This is a genomic window from Caballeronia grimmiae, assembly GCF_000698555.1.
GTDB classification, from domain to species: domain Bacteria; phylum Pseudomonadota; class Gammaproteobacteria; order Burkholderiales; family Burkholderiaceae; genus Caballeronia; species Caballeronia grimmiae.
Map to the genome: position 1 here is coordinate 152486 of NZ_JFHE01000007.1, position 19672 is coordinate 172157.

The window sequence follows — 19672 nt, forward strand, 5'->3', positions numbered from 1 at the left end:
TTATTTTTCTCCGACTTCCGATCCATCCGTTCGATGCGTCGAAGCGAGCCGCCGCGAATTGGCATCGTTACGAAAGACGATGGGCTGTTCCTGCGGCTCTTGTCTCATCGAGGCCGCGCGCACTACTTCGATTACCCGCTCATGGTGCGCGGACTTATCGCAAACGGGGTCCGCATTCGCTGGGTCTTGCGTCAGCAGATAGGCCTGACAGCGGCATCCACCGAGATCGATTGTTTTCTCATCGCAACTGCGGCATGGCTCTTTCATCCAGCCAAAGCCGCGAAAGCGGTTGAATGCATCGCTTTCGTACCAGATGTCCTTGAGCGGCGTGTCGATCACGTTGGGAAACGTGAGACCCGGAAGCGAGCGCGCCGTATGACAGGGCAGCGCGGCACCGTCCGGCGCGATGCCGAGAAACACCGAACCCCAGCCGTTCATGCAGCGCTTCGGGCGACGCTCGTAGTAGTCGGGCACCACGAAGAATATCTTGCACTTGTCGCCGATTTCCTTGCGATACCGTTCGACCACGGCTTCCGCTTCCTGCAACTGCTCGGCGGTCGGCATGAGTTGCGCACGGTTCGCATGCGCCCAGCCGTAGTACTGCGTATTGGCGAGTTCCAGATACTCCGCGCCCATGGCGAGCGCCATGTCGATGATGCGCCCGATATGCGGCAGGTTATAGCGATGCAGCACGCAATTGAGCACCATCGGAAAGTCATGCGCCTTGATGAGACCGGCGACGCGCTTCTTCAGATCGAATGTCTTCGTGCTCGATAGAAAGTCGTTCAGCTCCTGCGTGGAGTCCTGAAACGAAAGCTGAATGTGATCGAGGCCCGCGTCCTTGAGCGCGGTAAGGCGCTTGTCCGTCAGGCCGATGCCCGAGGTGATGAGGTTCGTATAGAAGCCGAGCTTGCGGGCTTCACCGACGAGCGTTTCGAGGTCATCGCGCAAGAGCGGTTCGCCACCGGAAAAGCCCAGTTGCGCCGCGCCTAATGCACGCGCCTGACGCAATACGTCGAGCCATTGCGCCGTATCCAGTTCGCGCGAATGGTCCGTGTAATTCACCGGGTTGTAGCAGAAGACGCAGTGCAGCGGACAGCGATACGTCAATTCAGCAAGCAGCCACAACGGCGGCGCAATGGGCGTCCCTTCGTGTTCTGGCTTGGCGATGGGTTCGGAAAGATCCGTCATGCTTGCACCTTTTCACTCCAGCCAGCCACGCGCACGCGCGCCGGCGATGAACGCGCGCACATCGTCGCCGAGACCGGCTGCGTTGAACGCCTGTTCCAGATCGGCGACGAGCGCGGGAATATCGCGCGTGCCATCGCAACGAAGCAGGATTTGCGCGGCGCTCTGATTGAGCTTCACCATGCCTTCGGGGTAAAGCAGCACGTGCGCGTCTTGCGCAGGCTCCCATTGCAGGCGAAAGAGACGCTTGAGCTTCGGACGCAAGGCATCGTCCGGAGCGTCGACGGCTTCGTTTATGCGCTGAGTCGGATTCATGTCGCTCATGCCGGGAACGCCTTTTCAATTGAATCGAGCATGGTCCAAAGAATATCCAGCTTGAATTGCAGGATATCGAGTGCACGTTGCTGTTGCTCGCGCGTGGTGAAATGCGAGAGCGTCACTTCGAGACCATGTTCGACGTCACGCTGCGCAAGCGACACGCGCGAGCGAAAATATGCGAGCCCTTCCGGTTCAATCCACGTGTAATGCTCGGGCCACGTGGCAAGCCGGTCCTTATGAATCTGTGGTGCGAACATCTCCGTCAGCGACGAGCACACCGATTCCTGCCACGGTGCGCGGCGTGCGAAGTTCACGTAGGCATCGACGGCGAAGCGCACGCCCGGCGTCACGAGCCGAAGCGACCAGAGATCGTCGCGCGAGAGTCCGACTGCATCGCCGAGACGCGCCCATGCTTCGATGCCGCCGGGCTGTTCTTCATAACCGTCGTGATCGAGAATACGCAGCACCCAGCGGCGGCGCGTCTCGCGATCGGGGCAGTTGGACATGACCGCCGCGTCTTTGAGCGGAATGTTGATCTGATAGTAGAAGCGGTTCGCGACCCAGCCGCGTATCTGCTCACGCGAGCATCCTCCGCTATTCATCTTCACGTTGAACGGATGATGAATGTGGTACGACGTGCCCTTCGCGCGCAGTTGCTCTTCGAACTGCTCGCGCGTCCATGCGGGGCCGGCTTCCTTCAGTGCGGTGAAGTGCGGGCCGGTCGTGGGGTTCAGCATCGGCGTGAAAGCGTTGCCAGTCATTCAATGATTCTCCGCGATGTCATAGCTCGAAGCTCATGCCGTCATGCGCCACTTCGATGCCATGCTCCGATAGCATGCGCCGTTCGGGTCCGTCCTCGATCAGGATAGGGTTCGTGTTGTTGATATGGATGAGCACCTTGCGCACGTCCGCGCGGCCGATCGAATCAAGCACTTCGATCATGCCGCCGGGACCGCTTTGCGCGAGATGTCCCATATCCGCGCCGGTTTTCTTCGTCAGGCCGAGGCGGATCATTTCGTCGTCGGTCCACACGGTGCCGTCGACAAGCAAGAGGTCAGCGGCGCGCATCGCATCGAGGACATGCGGTTCGAGTGCGCCGAGGCCGGGCGCATAGAACGCGCGCTTGCCCGTGACGTTGTTCGTGAACATGAGGCCGATGTTGTCGCCCACTTCCGGCGCTTCGCGATGCGGCGAATAAGGCGGCGCTTTGCTCGACAGCGGCAGCGCATCGATGCTGACGCGCGGCAGTTCGGGCACGCCGAACGCTGCGCCATCGAGCGCAATGCGGCGATGCTCGACGCCGCAGTAATGCGAAAGAATGGATGTGACCGGAAAGCCGGTCGACAGGTCCTGCCATACCGCGTCGGTCGTATAGAGCGGCAACGGCGTGCCGCGCTCGCGCAACATCAACAGCCCGGTGACGTGGTCGATCTGCGCGTCCATCGTGATGACGGCGGCGATGCCCGTATCGCGCACGCGGCGTGCGGGCTGCAATTCAGGGTTAGCCGCGATCTGCGCGAGTATGTCCGGCGAAGCGTTGACGAGCAGCCAGTCCTCGCCGTTGTCACTGACCGCAATCGACGACTGCGTTCTGGCACGCGCGGCAATGACGCCGCGGCGCACGCCGTCGCAATTGCGGCAGTTGCAGTTCCATTGCGGAAAGCCGCCGCCTGCCGATGAGCCCAACACGCGAATCTTCATCGTCAGGTCCTGCGCGAAAACGTCATGGCCACATTCTCCTTAACAGCCCGTCTTTATCGATGAGCTGATGCTTCATTGCGCCTAGAAAATGAAGAACGATCAACGCGGCCAGCATCCATGCAATGAAACCATGCATGCCGAAGAACAATTCGCGCATTGCTTTATCGTCCGATCCCCATTGTGGCAGAAGCACGCCCCAGAAGCGCGTGCCGTATTTGTTGAACGACGAGCCGAGATAGCCGGTCAGCGGCATCGCGACCATGCCTGCGTATAAAAGACCCTGCGTGGTGCTCGCGGCGGCGCGTTGCCACGCTCCCATCGGCGGCAGAGGCGGCCGGCCATAGGCCAGGCGTACCAGGATGCGGATCAGCACCAGCAGGAAAATCGTCAAACCGAGCGACTTATGGAAGTTGATGACGGTCGACTTGAACGCCAGTCCGCGTGGCAGGCCCACCATATAAAAGCCGATGCACAGCATCGCAATGATGGCGATGGCGATGATCCAGTGCAGCGCAATCAGCGGCCGGGCGAAGCGTTCGTTCGCCACCGTCGACCGGCCGGGCGTCGCGGGCCGGGTGCCGACTGCGGTCATGGCGTGCCTCCTTCGCGAAAGGGCATTGGTGCGGCGGATAGAGGGTCCATTGTTATCGTCGTTTCATGAATTGGCGATCAGCAATTCCCCCCGTCCGTCTACGGCAAGATCACCGGTATAGCGCTTCGGCAATGCGTTTTGCGCGAGCGTCGAGAAAGGCGCGATCTCTTTGGCGAGCATGCGCGCAAGCAGTCGCCAGAAGACATCGAAGCCGCGTCCGCCTTCCGTGAAGGTCGGTGGAACGCGTGAGGGGTTCTTCAATAATACGACCGTGCCGCGCCGCATACCATAGCCCAGGTGTGCGCCCGTTTGTCCTGCGACACAGACCGTCCCTGCTACGATGCGCGACGCAGCAAAATCCCCGGTATTTCCGCCGATGAGCACGGTGCCGCGCCGCATGCGGTCCGCAAGGCGCGCGCCAGCATCGCCGTGGACGACGAGCGTTCCGCCGCTCATGCCTTCCATGTTGCCGGGCAGCGCGCTCGCCGCGAAGTCGCCGACGTTGCCTTGAATGGTCACGCGTCCCGCTTGCATCTCGCATGCGATGAACCGGCCCGCATTGCCTTCAATCGACAGTTCGCCGCCCGACATGCCGATACCCGCGTAGTCGCCCGCATTGCCGTGAATCGTGAGCTTGCCTTCTGTAAGCGACGCGCCGATGCGATCGAGCCACGCCACATCGCCTTCTATGCGCAGCGAGGCATCGGTTGCATCGGCCTCGGCGATGTCGAAAAGATCGCCGATCGCGCACGTTTCACCGTCTGCGTGCAGCGGCAGTCTTGCACGTTCCGTAGACGACATTTGCGCTAGCGTCGCAGGAAGTAATTTGGACCCATCCACGCGAAATGCAGGCGCACTTTTTACGCGCAGCGTGAAGGCGTTCATGCGCGTGCTCCAGTGACGCCAGCGGATAACTCATGCAACTTGAAGTGATAAGGCCCGAGTTTGCCGCCATAGTTTCCGGCTGAAATGCGCAAGACTCCGCCTGTGCGTCCGATAGACGTGGCTGCTGTGATACCAGCTGTCATTGCCGCGCCGACGTCGGCATCGGTGAGACCGTCGATCACGATTTCGAGCACGCACGCCACTTCCGGAGTGAGTTCGCTTTTCTTCGACAAGCCGACGAGCGTGGGACAAAACGCATCGTTGGTGGATGCCGTCGCGCCTTTGTACTTCGAACCGATCTTCGACCCGGAACGCACGACGCCGCCCGGAAACGGCGTAATGACATTGGGCAGCTTGTGCATTGCGGCAACGGCGGCTTCTGCCGCATGCAATGCGCTGTCGATGTCACGCGCAAGAAACAGCAGGTTGCCGCCGCCCACTGCCTTGACCGTTGCAGTGAATTCTTCGCACACGAATTCGCCGTCCATGACGGGCACGCGCCAATAGCGCGTCGTGCCAAGCACTTTCGATATCTGAAAGCCATCGCCGAAGAAGCGCAGGCCAGCGCCAAGCGGTGCATTGTCGGAGAGCGGCGCACGGCTGGTCGACGGATCGATTCCGCCATAGACGGCCGTCGTCGGGCACGTCAATACGCATTGCCCGACGCGACGCGCAACCTGCTTCGCCAATTCCTTCGACGACACCGCGAAGATCAGCACCGATATGCCTGGCCTTCCGTCGGGAGTTTCATCGCCAGCAAGGTCGCGTTCGATGCCCGCCTCGCATCCGCAATCGATGACGGACGTGGCGAATCCCGTCAGCGAATTGGCGGCATGACGCGCCCACGTCGCTGTATGCGCAGTGATGATCAGACGCGTCGCCTTCATCGGGAAGGCTTCTGCGAAGGTATCGTCGATCTCGGTGTCGTTGATGCGCATGGTGGTCATCGCCGTTCGCATGCGACGGGCAAGAGCTTGCCGCCGTTGCAGACCGTACACATTTCGTCGTCGCCGATCGCGATGTTTTCGAACCTTCCCGCCAGATTCGCGTGCGTGTAGTCGCGCACGCGTTGTTCGATTGCGCGGTCATAGTCGGGCGTCACGAAGTGAATCCCGCCCGTTGGCGTTTGCAGCAAGGTTCCGTCGCGCGCAATGAGTTCGCCGTCCTTGAACACGAATGCGGGCGACGTGAACATGCGCTCGCGATCCGCGTCTTCCCGATACACCGCGATATCCGCCGCCGCGCCCGCGCCCAGATGCCCGCGATCGGCGAGACCAAGCAGACGCGCGGGGCCGGCACGAGTGATGATGGCTATTTCATAAAGAGAGAGTTCGCGTGTGATTCCACTGAGCACGCTTGCGACTTTTGCATCGGCGTTCAGCTTGTCGAGTTGTTCGTCGCGAAACGGCTTGTCCATCAACAGGCGGATCAGATGCGGATAGCTCGTGAACGGTCCGCCATTGGGATGATCGGTGGTCATCGATACGCGCCACGGATCATCGACGAGCAGAAAGATCTCCAGCCCGATGATCCACTGCAGCGCATTGACGAAGCTCTGCTCGCGATACCGAAATGGCACGACGCCGCATCCGCCGTCGCATTCGATATCGCCCAGTATCCATTTGCGAGGACGCGAAAGCGGTGCATTGCGGAACTGCATCATCGTGTCGCCGGATGCGGAGACCGTCTGGCCGAAGATGATCTGGCCGACATCGATCGTTACGTGCGGCCGTGCATTGACCGCTTCCGCGATGGCGCGTGCGCCCGATGAGAACTTGAGCGGCCCTTCGGTTCCATAGCTATGGAACTGGATATGCGTGAGATGGATGGGCAGGCCATCGGATGCGTCCATTGTCGCGATCGTCGAATGCACGTTGCCCGGCACACCGAGATTGCTCGCGTGCACATGCAGCGGATGCGGCACGCGCAGTTCGCTTAACGCGCGCGTCAACGTCCTTAGCACGTCGCGCGGCGTGATGCCGTAATGCACGTGTCCTTCGTCGAGATCGAGCGAACGCTGATTGAACTTGAAGGCGGAGATGCCGCCGGGATTCACGACCTTGACGCCGAGCGCCTTGTTCGCGTCGATGGTCCAGCCGACGTAATCGCGCATGCGCTCGAAGTCTTCGTTGGCCGCGAGCATTTGCAGGAAGAGTTCGTCGTTGCCCATCATCACGTAGGCGCCGTGATCGATGATCGGCGTATCGCCCATTTCGAGGTGCGTGTGCCGTGCGTTGGATGCGACCATTGCCGGTTCGAACGCGGCGGTGTAGCCCATTTCCGCATAACGATAGCCGGTGGCAAGCGTTCCGGGCGCGCATGTTCCGCACGAGGGCAGGCGCATATAGCGGCCTTCGCCGGGCTTGTCGGGGATGGCGCGTGCATCGTTGCGATGATCTTCCGGCAGCAGCAGGCGCGACAGATTGGTCTTGCCGCCGCCGATATGCGAATGCAGGTCGATGCCGCCGGCCATCGCGATCATGCCGCTCGCATCGAAGTCCCGTTCGGGCGGAATGCTTTCGCTCTGCGCGTTATCGACGATGCGGCCATCGCGAATGATGATGTCGCGCCGGACGCCGTCGATGCCGTTCGCCGGATCGTAGACGGCTGCGCCTCTGATGCGCGTGAGGCTCATTGCGGCCTCCTTGCGCGGACTAGTTCGCTGGCGATTGCGGCCACGGTTGGGAAGGCCGTATCGCGTGCAGCGACGAGCGGCACGACGACCGAGGCATCGACGCGAAAAAGGTGGCCGTTGCTATCGATGCCGGGTGTCGCGACGGGGATGAAGACCGTGCTTGCGTTGCGCGCGTGGTGCGTCGTTGCGGGATGGCCGAGGATGATGGCGGGCACGTCGTCGGGTAGCGACGAAGGCAGTGGCTCGGGGCCGAAGCTCGATATCCATAGCAATGCGTCGATCTCCTTGCGGCGCAATAAGTCGTCGGTGCGATAGCGGTGCGAATCATGTTCGACCGGCACGCCATACGCGACGCGCGTGCGCAACGGAAAGCCCGTTAGCCATGTGACGGTTTGATTGACTGAGAGTGCGCCGTCGTCGCCGGTCAGCGCAAGTGCGCCTGCGCGTGTGGTGCGATTGATCGTCTTGACGATGCGGTTGATCGCTTCGATGGCGAGGGCTGCGTGCGGAGCGGGCAGCGTGGCGGGTTCGTAGACGAATGCGGTGTAGTGCGCGGTGTGGATGCGTTCGAGCAATGCTTCGAGTTGTTGCGCGGTTTGCGCGTCGGCGAGCGCATCGGCGTTGCGGCCTTCCGTCAGCGCGGACCACAGAGCGAGGATGTCGAAGGGATCGGTGTTTGGCAGTATCGCTTTGGCGTTGGTGCTTGCAGCGGGATCTGTGTCGCATCCGACGAAGACGATATCGGTTTGACGGTCGAGGTTGAGCACGCGTTCATAGAAGCGCGGATAGCGCCGCGATGGTTCGCACGCGATGACGACGATCAGATCGGCGCGCGAGCGTATCTCCGATAGCGTGGTGAAGAATGAGCCGCGATCCTGTAGCGCAAGTGTGCTGGCGGCGAGCGCGTCGCCGTGCAGATGATCGAGGATGGCGCCGCTGTGTGCCGCGAGTTCGTATAGCGCGCGTGCGCCGGCGATGTCGGTTGCTAGTCCGCTGAAGAGCGGACGGCGGGCTTGTTCCAGGATTTTTGCCGCTTCGGATAGTGCTGCGGGTAGGTCCGTAATTTGGCCATTTATCTGGGGGGTCTTTGTTGCGTCGTTGTTCGTGCACGTGGCGAGCGATTTGGTTAGACGCGGACAGGTCGTGTTCAATGCCTCGAGACTCGCAGTCAGCACGATGTCCTCGCATAGCAGCGGGCAGAAAGGACAGGTTCTTATTGCTGGCGCTTGGGGAGGTGAGCTCGACATAGTGGGCGAGCTTTTAGCAAGGTCTATGCCGAACGGGGGTTTTCGCTGGCGCTCGGGTTTGGTTGTTTCTCTTCGTTTTTTCGTGTCGGTCTATTAGTGTGCCCCTCCCCGGGGCGGGGGTCACTTTCTTGGCTGTCGACCAGAGTTGGCGCTTTAGCGCCTTACTCTGGTCCCATGCAAAGAAAGTAACCAAAGAAAGCAGCTTTTTTAGGCCCGAAGCACAGTACGCGTGGTTACTTCGTAGAACATCAGTGGCGCTCAGCTTGAAGGAGCCTTGAATTACCTTCCGCGCCCGCTGATAACTAACGTCCTCCGAGCCCTTTGGCTCGTCAAAACCGACTGTATGAACAGGCCACGCTACAGCTCAAGGCTGACCAATTTGATTGAATGCCGTTATTGAAGCCTTTCTCGCTCGGGCTTCGCACTCCGTTGTGATTCAACCGCTCTGTCGCGCGACGCTTGTTATGAGGCCGATTGCAACGTCGAGCGGCGCTCGATCGTGCAAGACTGTTCCCGCCTTCGGACCGTGTTTGCTGCGTGGTTTTTCGGCTGCGCCCATTACATGTTCTTGAGTTGAACGCTCGACAGCGTTGATAGCACGTAGCGCATGGTGCCCCAATGGTGTTGTCGAGCCAAGGGGCTCAGAGGACGCTAGTAGTCAGCGGGCGCGGAAGGTGATTCAAGGCTCTTTCAAGCTGAGTGCCACTGGCGTTCTACGAAGTGAGCACACAAGTCTATGCATCGTGCGGTTCGAAAAAAAGCTGCTTTCTGGTTACTTTCTTTGCAGCGGCAAAGAAAGTGACCCCCGCCCCGGGGAGGGGCGAGCTAATAGACCGACACGAATACAAGTTCAACGCAAGCAGGCTCAACGCAAAGCAAGTGCAGCCCCAAATGCTCCCAAATCGCGACAAACTGTCACCTGCTGACCCACCAGACCCAGCAAACCCGACCAACAAAGCCCGCGATGCGAATCAATCTCTCGATGGCATAGATATTGAGTCAGGCCAAAGCCGAACCCCCAAGTACAAGCTCATGAACCGCCGACCCGACAAGCCACCCGTGCGCGCCAGCGCGAGAAGCACGTGCAAGATCACTGCGATCCCGCACGCCGCCCGCGCCGAACAAATGACGCTCACCGGCCATCCCGCGCACGGCAGCGAACGTATCCAGATCCGGCCCGGCGCGCGCGCCAACCTGATCGAGCGTCATGACGATGACCCGCATCGGCCAACGAGCGCTATCGCCATGAAGCGAACCCAACGCCCGCCCGCCGTGATAATCGAGCGAAAGAACCGGCTCGTACCCAGCCGCAGCGGCATCGGCAATTGCGCCCGCATCGCGCAAACTCTCGGTCCCGAACACCGGCACGAGCGATGCCCCCGCACCGCAAGCACCGAACAACGCCCGCACCGATGCAAAGTCGCTGAACCCCGCATCGAGCCAGATAGAAACGCCCTGACCAAGCGCATCGCAAAGCGCAGCAAGCGCATCGCAAAGCGCAGCAAGCGCATCGACATGCGCGCCACGCTCGAGAATCGCGCCGAGATCCGCTACATACAACGTCCGCGCCCCCGTCGCGCGAAGCAATGCCCGAGCAACCGCGACCGGCTCGCTCGTCGCGCACAGTGAAGACCGGATCGGCCGGTAGCGCGAACGCTCGCCGCGCACCGCATGCACCACATGACCGTCGAGCAGATCGAGAACGGGTATCACCTGCATGGATCGCCTTCCTTTGATCAAACTATTCGTATTCGAGTACCTCACCGGAGGCGGCATCGACCCGGATATCGCCAGCCCAGCGAGCCTCGCAGACCTGAGCGCCCTGATCGTCGAAGGCCGCGTCATGCGCGATGCCATCGCAACCGATTTGCGCGCATTGCCCGGCATCGACGTGACCATCGCCAGTTCACGCTTCGAACACGTCGATGATCGCTATTCGCACCAACGCGCGCAAGAAGGAGAATCCATCACGCAGTTCGTGTCACGCATGGCGCGCGAGCACGATTACGCACTCGTCGTCGCGCCCGAATGCGACGGCCTGCTGTTGCGTCTCTACGATGCGGTCGGTGCAACCCGCTGGCTCGGCTGCGCGAAGGAGGTCATACGCGTTGCATCGAGCAAGAGCGCAACGGCCACGTGTCTCGCAGTTCATGGCATCGCAACGACGCCCGCGCTCGAGCCGGAGCAGGCTGCATCGCTCGATGCAGCAAACTGGGTGGTCAAGCCCGACGACGGCGCAGGCGGTCTCGATACCTATGTTTATCGCGACCTCGACGCCGCGCTGAAGGAATATGAAGCGCGCGCCGCCGCCGGGCGCAATCCAGTGCTGCAAGAATGGATCGATGGCGAGCCGCTCAGCCTGTCGCTCATCTGCGACGAGGCAGGCGCGCAACTCGTGTCGATCAATCGGCAGCGCATCGGCATAAGCAGCGACATAAGCAGCGACACGTCATCGAATCGCAATGAACGCATCGTCGAATTCGATGGCGTCGATGCCGATTACATCCCGCTCGATAGCGCGAAGGGCCAAGCCCTCGAACGTCTTGCGACGCGCGTCGCACACGCGTTGCCAGGGCTGCGCGGTTTCGCCGGCATCGACGTCGTATGGAACGAAGCGCGCGGGCCCGTGGTGATCGAAGTCAATCCGCGCCTCACCGTGGCCTACGCGGCAATCAGCAAGAAGCGCAATCTCGCTGCGCAATTGCTCGCGGCGCATCGTGTGTCAGGCTTCGCACACCATGACACGCGCGTGCGCGAAGTCGGAGCGTCGTCGTGACCGCGCGCAGCGGCAATGCGCCGGTATTCGGCTGGGACGTGGGCGGCGCGCACGTCAAAGTCTCGATGACGACCAAAGGCGCGCTCGTCGATGTCGCGCAATGGGCGTGTCCGCTATGGCAAGGCATTGCGCATCTCGAGCGGGTCATCGAATATGCGTTCGAACGCTGGCCCAGTGCAGCCGATGCCTCCGCACGCCACGCCGTCACCATGACCGGCGAAATGGTCGATCTCTTCGCGGATCGCGCCGAAGGCGTGCGCACGCTCGCACGCACGCTCGCGCAGCGGCTCGGTCAGCGCACGATGTTCTATGGCGGTGAATCGAACTGGCTCGCGCGATCCGCGTGCGCCGATGGCTGGCGCAAGATCGCATCGGCGAACTGGCTCGCAACGGCGCAATGGGTCGCGACGCGTGTGCCTCATGCGGTGCTCGTCGATATCGGCAGCACGACCACCGACATCATTTCGATCATCGATGGCCGTGTCGCCGCACGCGGCACGAACGATGCGCAGCGTCTCGCAAGCAGCGAGCTCGTGTATCAGGGCGTCGTGCGGACGCCATTGTGCGGCGTCGCGCAGCGCATCGCGTTTCGCGGGGAAAGCACCGGCGTGATGAACGAATGGTTCGCGACGACGGCGGACGTGTATCGTCTGACCGGCGAGTTGTGGGACGCGCACGATCAGCATCCTAGCGCCGACAACGGACCCAAGACCGAAGCCGCGAGCCGCGCGCGCATCGCGAGAATGATCGGACGTGATGCAAGCGATGCGAAACCCGACGAATGGCGCCGCTTCGCATTCGCGTGGCGGCACGAGCAATTGCGCACGCTGGAAGCGAGCCTTGCGCGCGTGAGTGCGCAGCATGCTTCACTGAATGCCGCACCGATTGTCGGCGCCGGGTGCGGACGCTTTCTCGCGGAGGCGCTCGCGCGGCAGGAGGCGCGCGGATACATCGAATTCGCGCGCCTTGCGGGTGTATCGGATACGGACGATGAGCGCGCGGAATGGGCTTCGACGTGTGCGCCGAGCGTGGCGGTCGCGTTGCTTGCATCGTCGCCCTTGATCGCGACGACAACGAATCTCGAACGAGGATAAAGACCATGTGGGTGGTCAAGATCGGGGGAAGCCTGAGTCACGATCCGGCGCTGCGCGAGTGGCTGATGCGGCTATGGGAAGTGGGCGGAGGGCGCGTGGTGATCGTGCCGGGCGGCGGCGATTTCGCGGATGCGGTGCGGCGATATCAGCGCGAATGGCGCTTCGACGACCTAGCGGCCCACAACATGTGTCTGCTCGCCATGGCGCAGTACGCGATCCTCATGCAAGGCATCGTGCCCGACCTCGTGCTGGCATCGAACGAAGATCGCATTCGCCGTGCATTGCGCGATGGCCGCGTGGCCGTATGGGTGCCGACCGACCTCATGCGAACGACGCCGGATTCCATGACCAACTGGGACACCACGTCCGACAGCCTCGCCGCATGGCTCTCAACGACGCTCAACGCCGAGCGCCTCCTGCTCGTCAAATCATGCGATGTCGAAGCGCACGCACCACTCGACATGCTCGCGGCAAGCGGCGTCGTCGACAGGCGCTTTCCTGCTTATGTGCGCGATGCGAATTATCTCGTCGAAGTGTTCAGCAAGGGCGATGCATCACGCATGAGGGACAGGCTGCTCGCGTTTCAGGCGTGAGCGGCGATAGGCTGGCCGTGCAGCGCGCGCGCCCAGTTCCGCACGCGCGATGGATCGAGCCGGCCGGTGCGCCCCTCGCGTTCATCGCATAGCGCGCCTCTGAAGCCTGCAATATCCGGGGCGAGCGCGCGAATCTTGTCCAGGTCGGACCAGCCCAGCGAACCGGCGAGCGCCGTCATCGTGCCGCTCGAACGCGCCTCTGCGATGCACCGTCCGAGCGTCGCGACGTCGACGCAATCGAACAGCGTGCGGCCATTCTTGTTCGCGGTATCGAATACCATGCCGACGAAGCCGAGTTGCGCAGCAAGCGCCGCAAGCTCGCAGTCCACGCCTTCATCGGATAGCAACACAGGCACGACAGCCGCAGGCAGACCCGCAAGATGACGCAGGCAATCGGCCGCGCGCGGGCCGGGCGCGACGCCGACCTTCACGTAATCGACGCCTGTGGCCGCCACGTCGAGCACGCGATGCGTCATTTCATCGAGCGCATCGTTCGGCAGATCGCCGATCGTCGCGCTGATCGGCCGTACCGCATATTGCGCGCGCAATGCACGCACGATGTTCGCGATGTCCTGCAACGCGACGCCGCCGAGCGCGCCCGCATGCGGTTCCTTCAGATCGATTAGTTCGGCGCCGGCGCTGGCCGCGTCGAATGCCTCATCGGCCGAGCGGACGCTTGCGAGCAATGCGGTCATCGTCAAACTCCGGAGGGATGCGTCAGGAATGAAGCGCCTTCGCGCGATGTGCTTCGATGGCCTGCAACAGCCAGTTCCACGCGGTGCGTTCAGCGTCGCCCGCAGTCTTGTCGATGGCGATGCGCAGATACGCAATCTCGCTGTCCACTTTCTCGGGCGGCAACATGAAGAGACGGCTCACTAGAATTGCGCCTTCGACGATGGCCGCCTGCGCCCGATTGAAGCCGGGAAACGGCGCATGCGTTTCACGATGCACGCACTCCATGCGTAATACGGGACGCGTGTCATCGTCGTGTAAATCGGCGAGACGCAGCTCGATATGCGCGAGTGGATCTGCCAGCCGCACGCTCGGGACGGTGGTGGCTGCGAGCGTCGGCCAGTCGCGCTGAAAGCCCGTCACGCACCCGGCGAAAATGCGTACGTCGGTCGTCAGATTGATGACGGCGCTCTTCGTCGCGACGATGTTGTCCAGCGTAATCGACGGGCGAAACGGCGCGAGAATCGCGCGCTCTTCCTCGAAGCGCACGCCCATCGGCGCGATATGCGGAAGCCCGTCGCGGTCCGCGGTCGTGACGATGGTCTCATAGATCATGATCTATTCGAAGCCGCACGAAGAGTTGAAGCGATGCTTCTTCGTGCGGCCTTATCCGCTTCAGCGTGTGGCGATATACATCGTGATTTCGAAGCCGAAACGCATATCGGTGAAGCTCGGTGTGGTCCATTGCATGGCTTGTTTCTCCTTGACGAGGTAAGTGGAGCAACGCCGCCCGTCTCACGGAAGGCATTCTCCACGCATGCGACGCAAGGCCCATGCCAAAGAACCCGATACGTGCGGCGCGCTTGCACTGTGACGGAAACGCAGCAAAGTGTCCCGTCCGTGCGCGTGACGTTAGATAAGGGATCGCTTAGACCCGCGCAAGAAATTCGTGAATTCACAAGGGATGAGCGTGCGCCTACTCTGCATTCACAGCAAGGCGCAACACGAACGCGACGGTCGCGGATGTTCCGGACACGTCGTTCTCATCTTCCCCTCGTGAAGGAAACGGAATGAACGACTTCAGCAAGGCCGCCATCGAGGCGGCGCGCAATCCGGCCGATCCCCGATCACGCTACGCGGCCGGCGTGATGAAGTATCGCGAGATGGGCTACTGGCAGCCCGATTACACGCCGAAAGACACGGACGTCATCGCGCTTTTCCGCATCACGCCGCAAGCAGGCGTCGAGCCGGAGGAAGCGGCCGCGGCGGTCGCGGGTGAATCGTCGACTGCGACGTGGACCGTCGTATGGACGGACCGCCTCACCGCATGCGACATGTATCGCGCAAAGGCGTATCGCGTCGAACCGGTGCCGAATGCACGCGCCGACGAGCCGCAATACTTCGCTTATATCGCCTATGAACTCGATCTCTTCGAGGAAGGATCGGTGGCGAATCTCACGGCGTCGATCATCGGCAATGTGTTTGGCTTTAAGCCCCTCAAGGCGCTGAGGCTCGAAGACATGCGTATCCCCGTTGCCTATCTCAAGACGTTTCAGGGGCCGCCGACGGGAATCATCGTGGAGCGTGAAAGGCTCGACAAGTACGGCAGGCCGCTGCTCGGCGCGACGGTCAAGCCCAAGCTCGGCCTGTCAGGAAAGAACTATGGCCGCGTCGTTTATGAAGGGCTCAAGGGCGGCCTCGATTTTCTGAAGGACGACGAGAACATCAATTCGCAAGCGTTCATGCACTGGCGCGACCGCTATCTGTTCGCGATGGAAGGGGTGCATCGCGCGCAAGCGGAAACCGGCGAAGTGAAGGGCCACTATCTGAACGTGACCGCCGGCACGATGGAAGACATGTATGAGCGCGCGGAGTTTGCCAGGGAACTGGGCTCGTGCATCGTGATGATCGACCTAGTCATCGGCTGGACCGCGATTCAGTCTATGTCGCGCTGGGCGCGCAAGAACGACATGATCCTGCATCTGCATCGCGCGGGACACGGCACCTACACGCGGCAACGCAATCACGGCATCTCGTTTCGCGTCATCGCGAAGTGGCTGCGCATGGCGGGCGTCGATCACGCGCACGCCGGTACGGCGGTCGGCAAGCTCGAAGGCGATCCACTCGCCGTGCAGGGCTATTACAACGTATGCCGCGAGCCGCGCAACGACGTGGACCTGCAGCGCGGCATCTTCTTCGATCAGCCGTGGGCGGGCTTGCGCAAGGTGATGCCGGTGGCGTCGGGCGGCATTCACGCAGGGCAGATGCATCAGTTGCTCGATCTCTTCGGCGACGATGCGATCCTGCAATTCGGCGGCGGCACGATAGGGCATCCGCAAGGGATACAGGCGGGCGCAACGGCCAATCGCGTCGCGCTCGAAGCGATGGTGAAAGCGCGCAACGAAGGGCGCGACATCGTTCACGAAGGCATGGACATTCTCGAAGCCGCTGCGCGCTGGTGCACGCCGCTCAAGCTCGCACTCGATACCTGGCGCGACGTGACCTTCAACTATGCCTCCACGGACACGCCGGATTTCGCGGTGACGCCCTCGGTGGCCTGACGATCAACGACGAGCAACGGAGCCGACATGCACATCACACAAGGAACGTTTTCATTTCTGCCTGCATTGAGCGATGAAGAGATCGCCGCGCAAATCGACTATGCATTGAGCCAGGGCTGGGCGTGTTCGGTCGAATACACGGACGACCCGCATCCGCGCAATACGTACTGGGACATGTGGGGCTTGCCGATGTTCGATCTGCACGATGCCGCCGGCGTCATGATGGAAGTGAACGCATGCCGCAAGACGTTTCCGCAACACTACGTCAAGGTCAATGCCTTCGATTCGGTGCGCGGCTTCGAAACCATGCGGCTTTCGTTCATCGTCAACCGGCCTGCCGAAGAACATGGCTTCCGTCTCGAACGACAGGACGGCCGTAACCGCGTGCAGCACTATTCGATTCGCACCTACGCGACGGATCGTCCTTCGGGCGAGCGGTATCGATAAGGAGACGCTCATGCAGGCCGACGACATCATCGAGGAAGAGCCGCAAACGCGCGCCGATCTGATGGCGCTGTATCGCGAGTCGCGCATCGGCGAAGTGCTCGCGGAACTGGATCGCGATCTCGTGGGCCTGGCTCCCGTGAAGACGCGCATTCGCGAGATCGCGGCGCATCTGCTCGTGGAGCGGGCGCGGGAAACGCTCGGCATCGCGAGCGGCGCGCCGACACTGCATATGTGCTTCTCCGGCAATCCCGGCACCGGCAAGACCACGGTTGCGATGCGTATGGCGCAAGTGCTGCACAGGCTCGGCTATATCCGCCGCAATCAGCTCGTCTCGGTGACGCGCGACGATCTCGTCGGCCAGTACATCGGACATACCGCGCCCAAGACGCGCGAAGTGCTCAAGCGCGCGATGGGCGGCGTGCTGTTCATCGACGAGGCGTATTACCTGTACCGGCCGGAGAACGAGCGTGATTATGGTCAGGAAGCCATTGAAATCCTGCTGCAGACGATGGAGAGCCAGCGCGACGATCTCGTCGTGATTCTCGCGGGCTACGAGTCGCGCATGGAGACGTTCTTTCAGAGCAATCCGGGATTTCGCTCGCGCATCGCTCATCACATCGTGTTCCCGAATTACGAGCCGCACGAGTTGCTCAGGATAGCAGAACAAATGCTCATCGAGATGCGTTATCGATTCGACGACGATGCCCGCCGCGTCTTCGAAGAGTATCTCGCGCGCCGCATTCGTCAGCCGAACTTCGCCAATGCGCGCTCGGTGCGCAATGCGCTGGACCGCGCGCGGCTGCGTCAGGCGAATCGTCTCTTTGCGGCGGCGGAACGAGGCAGCGGTCCCGCCGACGCCGACGCGCTGATGCAGCTCGAACCATGCGATATACGCGCAAGCCGCGTGTTCGACGAACCGTCATCCTGAAAGGAGCGCACCATGCAGGACGGACGCACGACGCTGTCGAAATTCCTGATCGATACACTCGATCGCAAGCCTGGCCCGCATGCGGCCACCGGGCTCTCGGCCTTGCTGGTGGACGTGGCGGCATCGATCAAGACCATCGCCGCCGCGCTCACGCGCGGTGCGCTCGGCGGACAGCATGGATCGGCGCTAAGCGTCAACACGCATGGCGAGGAACAGAAGAAGCTCGACCTCGTGACGAACGATATCTTCCTGCAGCATTGCGAATGGGACGGCTTGCTGGCAGGCATGGTGTCGGAGGAAATGGACGGCGTGTATGCGGTGCCGGAGCCTTATCCGCGTGGCGAGTATCTGCTTGCATTCGATCCGCTGGACGGCTCTTCGAACATCGATATCAACGGCGTCGTCGGCTCCATTTTTTCGGTGTCGAGAAGAAGCGCATCGCGGCATGAAGCACCGAGCGAAGCGGACTTCCTTCGCCCGGGAAGCGAACAGGTCGCAGCCGGCTATGCGATCTACGGGCCAGCGACGATGCTCGTCATATCGGTCGGCAACGGCACGCATGGCTTCACGCTGGAGCGCGATGTCGGCAACTTCGTGCTCACGCATTCCGACATCCGCATACCGGACGATTCGTGCGAATTCGCGATCAACGTGTCGAACGAACGCTTCTGGGAGCCGCCCGTGCGCCGCTACGTGAAGGAGTGCAAGGAGGGCCGCACCGGATGCCGCGCGCAGGACTTCAACATGCGATGGATCGCGTCGATGGTCGCGGAGGTGCATCGCATTCTGATGCGTGGTGGCGTGTTCATGTATCCGCGCGACTTCAAGACGCCGGAGATGGAAGGGCGCTTGCGGCTGCTGTATGAAGCGAACCCGATGAGCTTCCTCGTCGAGCAGGCGGGCGGGCTTTCGATCACAGGCCGCGAACGCATTCTCGATACGACGCCGCGCACTTTGCATCAGCGCGTGCCGGTCATTCTCGGTTCGCGCAATGAAGTGGCGCGCATTCAGCGTTATCACGGTGAATACGACCGTGGGGAGGACAAGCCATTCACATCGCCGCTGTTTAATGAGCGGTCGCTGTTCCTTCCCGAGACGCCGGTGTGAAGTGCACAGAATAAAACCATAGGGAGACAGGCGCATGTCAATCAAGCATCCGATCATCGCGGTGACGGGCTCGAGCGGCGCGGGCACCACCACGGTCATGAAGAGTTTCACGCATATATTCAGGCGCGAGCGCATCAATGCGCAAATCGTCGAAGGCGATGCCTTTCATCGTTACGATCGCCTCGGCATGCGCGAAGCGATGAAGCAAAGCGAGCGCGATGGCATCCTCAACTTCAGCCACTTCGGGCCCGAAGCGAATCTGCTCGAAGAACTGGAGCGCCTCTTTTGCACGTATGGCGAAAGCGGTCGCGGTGAGTATCGGCGTTACATACACGACGACGCCGAAGCCGCGCATTTCAAACAGGACGCGGGCACGTTCACGCCGTGGGAAGACATCGCGTCCGATACCGACATGATGTTCTATGAAGGCTTGCACGGCGCGGCCGTCACCGACAAGGTCGATATTGCGCGCCATGCGGATCTGCTGGTCGGCGTCGTGCCGATCATCAACCTCGAATGGATACAGAAGCTGCATCGCGATCAGACCATGCGCGGGTACTCACACGAAGCGGTCGTCGATACGATCCTGCGCCGCATGCCCGACTATGTGAACTACATCTGCCCGCAGTTCTCGCGCACGCACGTGAACTTTCAGCGCGTGCCGACGGTGGATACATCGAACCCGTTCACCGCACGCGAGATTCCGCAGCCCGACGAGAGCTTCGTCGTGATCCGCTTCACGAAGCCGAAGGGCATCGACTTCCCGTATCTGCTCACGATGCTGCACGACTCGTTCATGTCGCGCCCGAACGTGATCGTCGTGCCGGGCGGCAAGATGGGACTCGCGATGCAACTCATCTTCACGCCGATGATTCTTCAGTTGCGCGACCGCCGCGCGCGCGCCTGAGCCGCTTTTCCCCTGCAAATA

The 19672-nt window shown here is 61.6% G+C and carries 21 protein-coding genes; 8 read left to right on the forward strand and 13 right to left on the reverse strand.

The features are described from left to right. The 10 genes from pqqE to BG57_RS11025 form a co-directional block, all read right to left on the reverse strand. Positions 1-1191 carry a pyrroloquinoline quinone biosynthesis protein PqqE gene (pqqE, locus tag BG57_RS10980; protein WP_035962947.1) on the reverse strand — a complete coding sequence of 397 codons (1191 nt, stop codon included), beginning with the start codon at positions 1189-1191 and terminating at the stop codon, positions 1-3. A 12-nt stretch (positions 1192-1203) separates the two neighbouring features. After that, positions 1204-1503: a pyrroloquinoline quinone biosynthesis peptide chaperone PqqD gene (gene pqqD / locus BG57_RS10985; RefSeq protein WP_152562563.1), complete on the reverse strand. Its 300-nt coding sequence runs from the start codon at positions 1501-1503 to the stop codon at positions 1204-1206. Positions 1504-1508: 5 nt separating this feature from the next. Continuing rightward, positions 1509-2243, reverse strand: coding sequence for a pyrroloquinoline-quinone synthase PqqC (gene pqqC / locus BG57_RS10990; protein WP_052005726.1), 735 nt, complete (start codon positions 2241-2243; stop codon positions 1509-1511). Between the two features lie 43 nt (positions 2244-2286). Next, positions 2287-3207 carry a pyrroloquinoline quinone biosynthesis protein PqqB gene (gene pqqB, locus BG57_RS10995; RefSeq protein WP_035962952.1) on the reverse strand — a complete coding sequence of 307 codons (921 nt, stop codon included), beginning with the start codon at positions 3205-3207 and terminating at the stop codon, positions 2287-2289. Positions 3208-3229: 22 nt separating this feature from the next. Continuing rightward, positions 3230-3799, reverse strand: a complete 570-nt coding sequence (locus BG57_RS11000; RefSeq protein WP_035962954.1) for a cytochrome b — start codon at positions 3797-3799, stop codon at positions 3230-3232. A gap of 63 nt (positions 3800-3862) precedes the next feature. Further along, the gene (locus tag BG57_RS11005) at positions 3863-4684 is read right to left on the reverse strand and encodes a formylmethanofuran dehydrogenase subunit C (RefSeq protein ID WP_035962956.1); all 822 of its coding nucleotides are present in this window, start codon (positions 4682-4684) and stop codon (positions 3863-3865) included. Then, on the reverse strand, positions 4681-5622 hold the full coding sequence (gene fhcD, locus BG57_RS11010; RefSeq protein WP_035963073.1) for a formylmethanofuran--tetrahydromethanopterin N-formyltransferase: 942 nt from the start codon (positions 5620-5622) through the stop codon (positions 4681-4683). The genes BG57_RS11005 and fhcD overlap by 4 nt, the downstream gene beginning before the upstream one ends. A gap of 5 nt (positions 5623-5627) precedes the next feature. Next, complete coding sequence (locus BG57_RS11015; protein ID WP_035962958.1) at positions 5628-7319, reverse strand: formylmethanofuran dehydrogenase subunit A; 1692 nt, start codon at positions 7317-7319, stop codon at positions 5628-5630. Further along, positions 7316-8566 (reverse strand): molybdopterin-binding domain-containing protein, encoded by a 1251-nt coding sequence (locus tag BG57_RS11020; RefSeq protein ID WP_174447209.1) that lies wholly within the window; start codon positions 8564-8566, stop codon positions 7316-7318. Before BG57_RS11020 ends, BG57_RS11015 begins: the two co-directional genes overlap by 4 nt. 999 nt (positions 8567-9565) lie before the next feature. After that, entirely contained in the window at positions 9566-10285 is a 720-nt protein-coding gene (locus BG57_RS11025; RefSeq protein WP_035962960.1) for a HisA/HisF-related TIM barrel protein, read from the reverse strand. A 13-nt stretch (positions 10286-10298) separates the two neighbouring features. On the opposite strand from BG57_RS11025, the gene BG57_RS11030 reads away from it, so the two are divergent. The 3 genes from BG57_RS11030 to BG57_RS11040 are packed head-to-tail and all read left to right on the forward strand — an operon-like array spanning position 10299 to position 13029. Then, positions 10299-11342: an ATP-grasp domain-containing protein gene (locus BG57_RS11030; protein ID WP_052005727.1), complete on the forward strand. Its 1044-nt coding sequence runs from the start codon at positions 10299-10301 to the stop codon at positions 11340-11342. Next, positions 11339-12436 (forward strand): hydantoinase/oxoprolinase family protein, encoded by a 1098-nt coding sequence (locus tag BG57_RS11035; RefSeq protein ID WP_052005718.1) that lies wholly within the window; start codon positions 11339-11341, stop codon positions 12434-12436. The genes BG57_RS11030 and BG57_RS11035 overlap by 4 nt, the downstream gene beginning before the upstream one ends. A 5-nt stretch (positions 12437-12441) precedes the next feature. Next, complete coding sequence (locus BG57_RS11040) at positions 12442-13029, forward strand: amino acid kinase family protein (protein ID WP_035962961.1); 588 nt, start codon at positions 12442-12444, stop codon at positions 13027-13029. On the opposite strand, the gene BG57_RS11045 is transcribed toward BG57_RS11040, so the two are convergent. From BG57_RS11045 to pqqA, 3 genes are read right to left on the reverse strand one after another with little or no spacing between them, the layout of a single operon-like run. After that, positions 13020-13724, reverse strand: a complete 705-nt coding sequence (locus BG57_RS11045; protein ID WP_035962963.1) for a (5-formylfuran-3-yl)methyl phosphate synthase — start codon at positions 13722-13724, stop codon at positions 13020-13022. The genes BG57_RS11040 and BG57_RS11045 overlap by 10 nt on opposite strands. Before the next feature lie 22 nt (positions 13725-13746). Continuing rightward, positions 13747-14316: a DUF447 domain-containing protein gene (locus tag BG57_RS11050; RefSeq protein ID WP_035962964.1), complete on the reverse strand. Its 570-nt coding sequence runs from the start codon at positions 14314-14316 to the stop codon at positions 13747-13749. Positions 14317-14376: 60 nt separating this feature from the next. Then, complete coding sequence (gene pqqA / locus BG57_RS34115) at positions 14377-14451, reverse strand: pyrroloquinoline quinone precursor peptide PqqA (RefSeq protein WP_008354335.1); 75 nt, start codon at positions 14449-14451, stop codon at positions 14377-14379. Between the two features lie 320 nt (positions 14452-14771). On the opposite strand from pqqA, the gene BG57_RS11055 reads away from it, so the two are divergent. Genes BG57_RS11055 through BG57_RS11075 form a run of 5 tightly spaced genes read left to right on the forward strand, consistent with a single transcriptional unit; the run spans position 14772 to position 19651 of the window. After that, positions 14772-16262, forward strand: coding sequence for a form I ribulose bisphosphate carboxylase large subunit (locus BG57_RS11055; RefSeq protein WP_035962966.1), 1491 nt, complete (start codon positions 14772-14774; stop codon positions 16260-16262). 27 nt (positions 16263-16289) lie between these two features. Then, on the forward strand, positions 16290-16709 hold the full coding sequence (locus tag BG57_RS11060; RefSeq protein WP_035962967.1) for a ribulose bisphosphate carboxylase small subunit: 420 nt from the start codon (positions 16290-16292) through the stop codon (positions 16707-16709). A 10-nt stretch (positions 16710-16719) separates the two neighbouring features. Then, complete coding sequence (gene cbbX / locus BG57_RS11065) at positions 16720-17637, forward strand: CbbX protein (protein WP_035962968.1); 918 nt, start codon at positions 16720-16722, stop codon at positions 17635-17637. Between the two features lie 12 nt (positions 17638-17649). Continuing rightward, positions 17650-18744, forward strand: coding sequence for a class 1 fructose-bisphosphatase (locus BG57_RS11070; protein ID WP_035962970.1), 1095 nt, complete (start codon positions 17650-17652; stop codon positions 18742-18744). A gap of 34 nt (positions 18745-18778) precedes the next feature. Beyond that, positions 18779-19651, forward strand: coding sequence for a phosphoribulokinase (locus BG57_RS11075; RefSeq protein WP_035962972.1), 873 nt, complete (start codon positions 18779-18781; stop codon positions 19649-19651). Positions 19652-19672 lie beyond the last annotated feature (21 nt).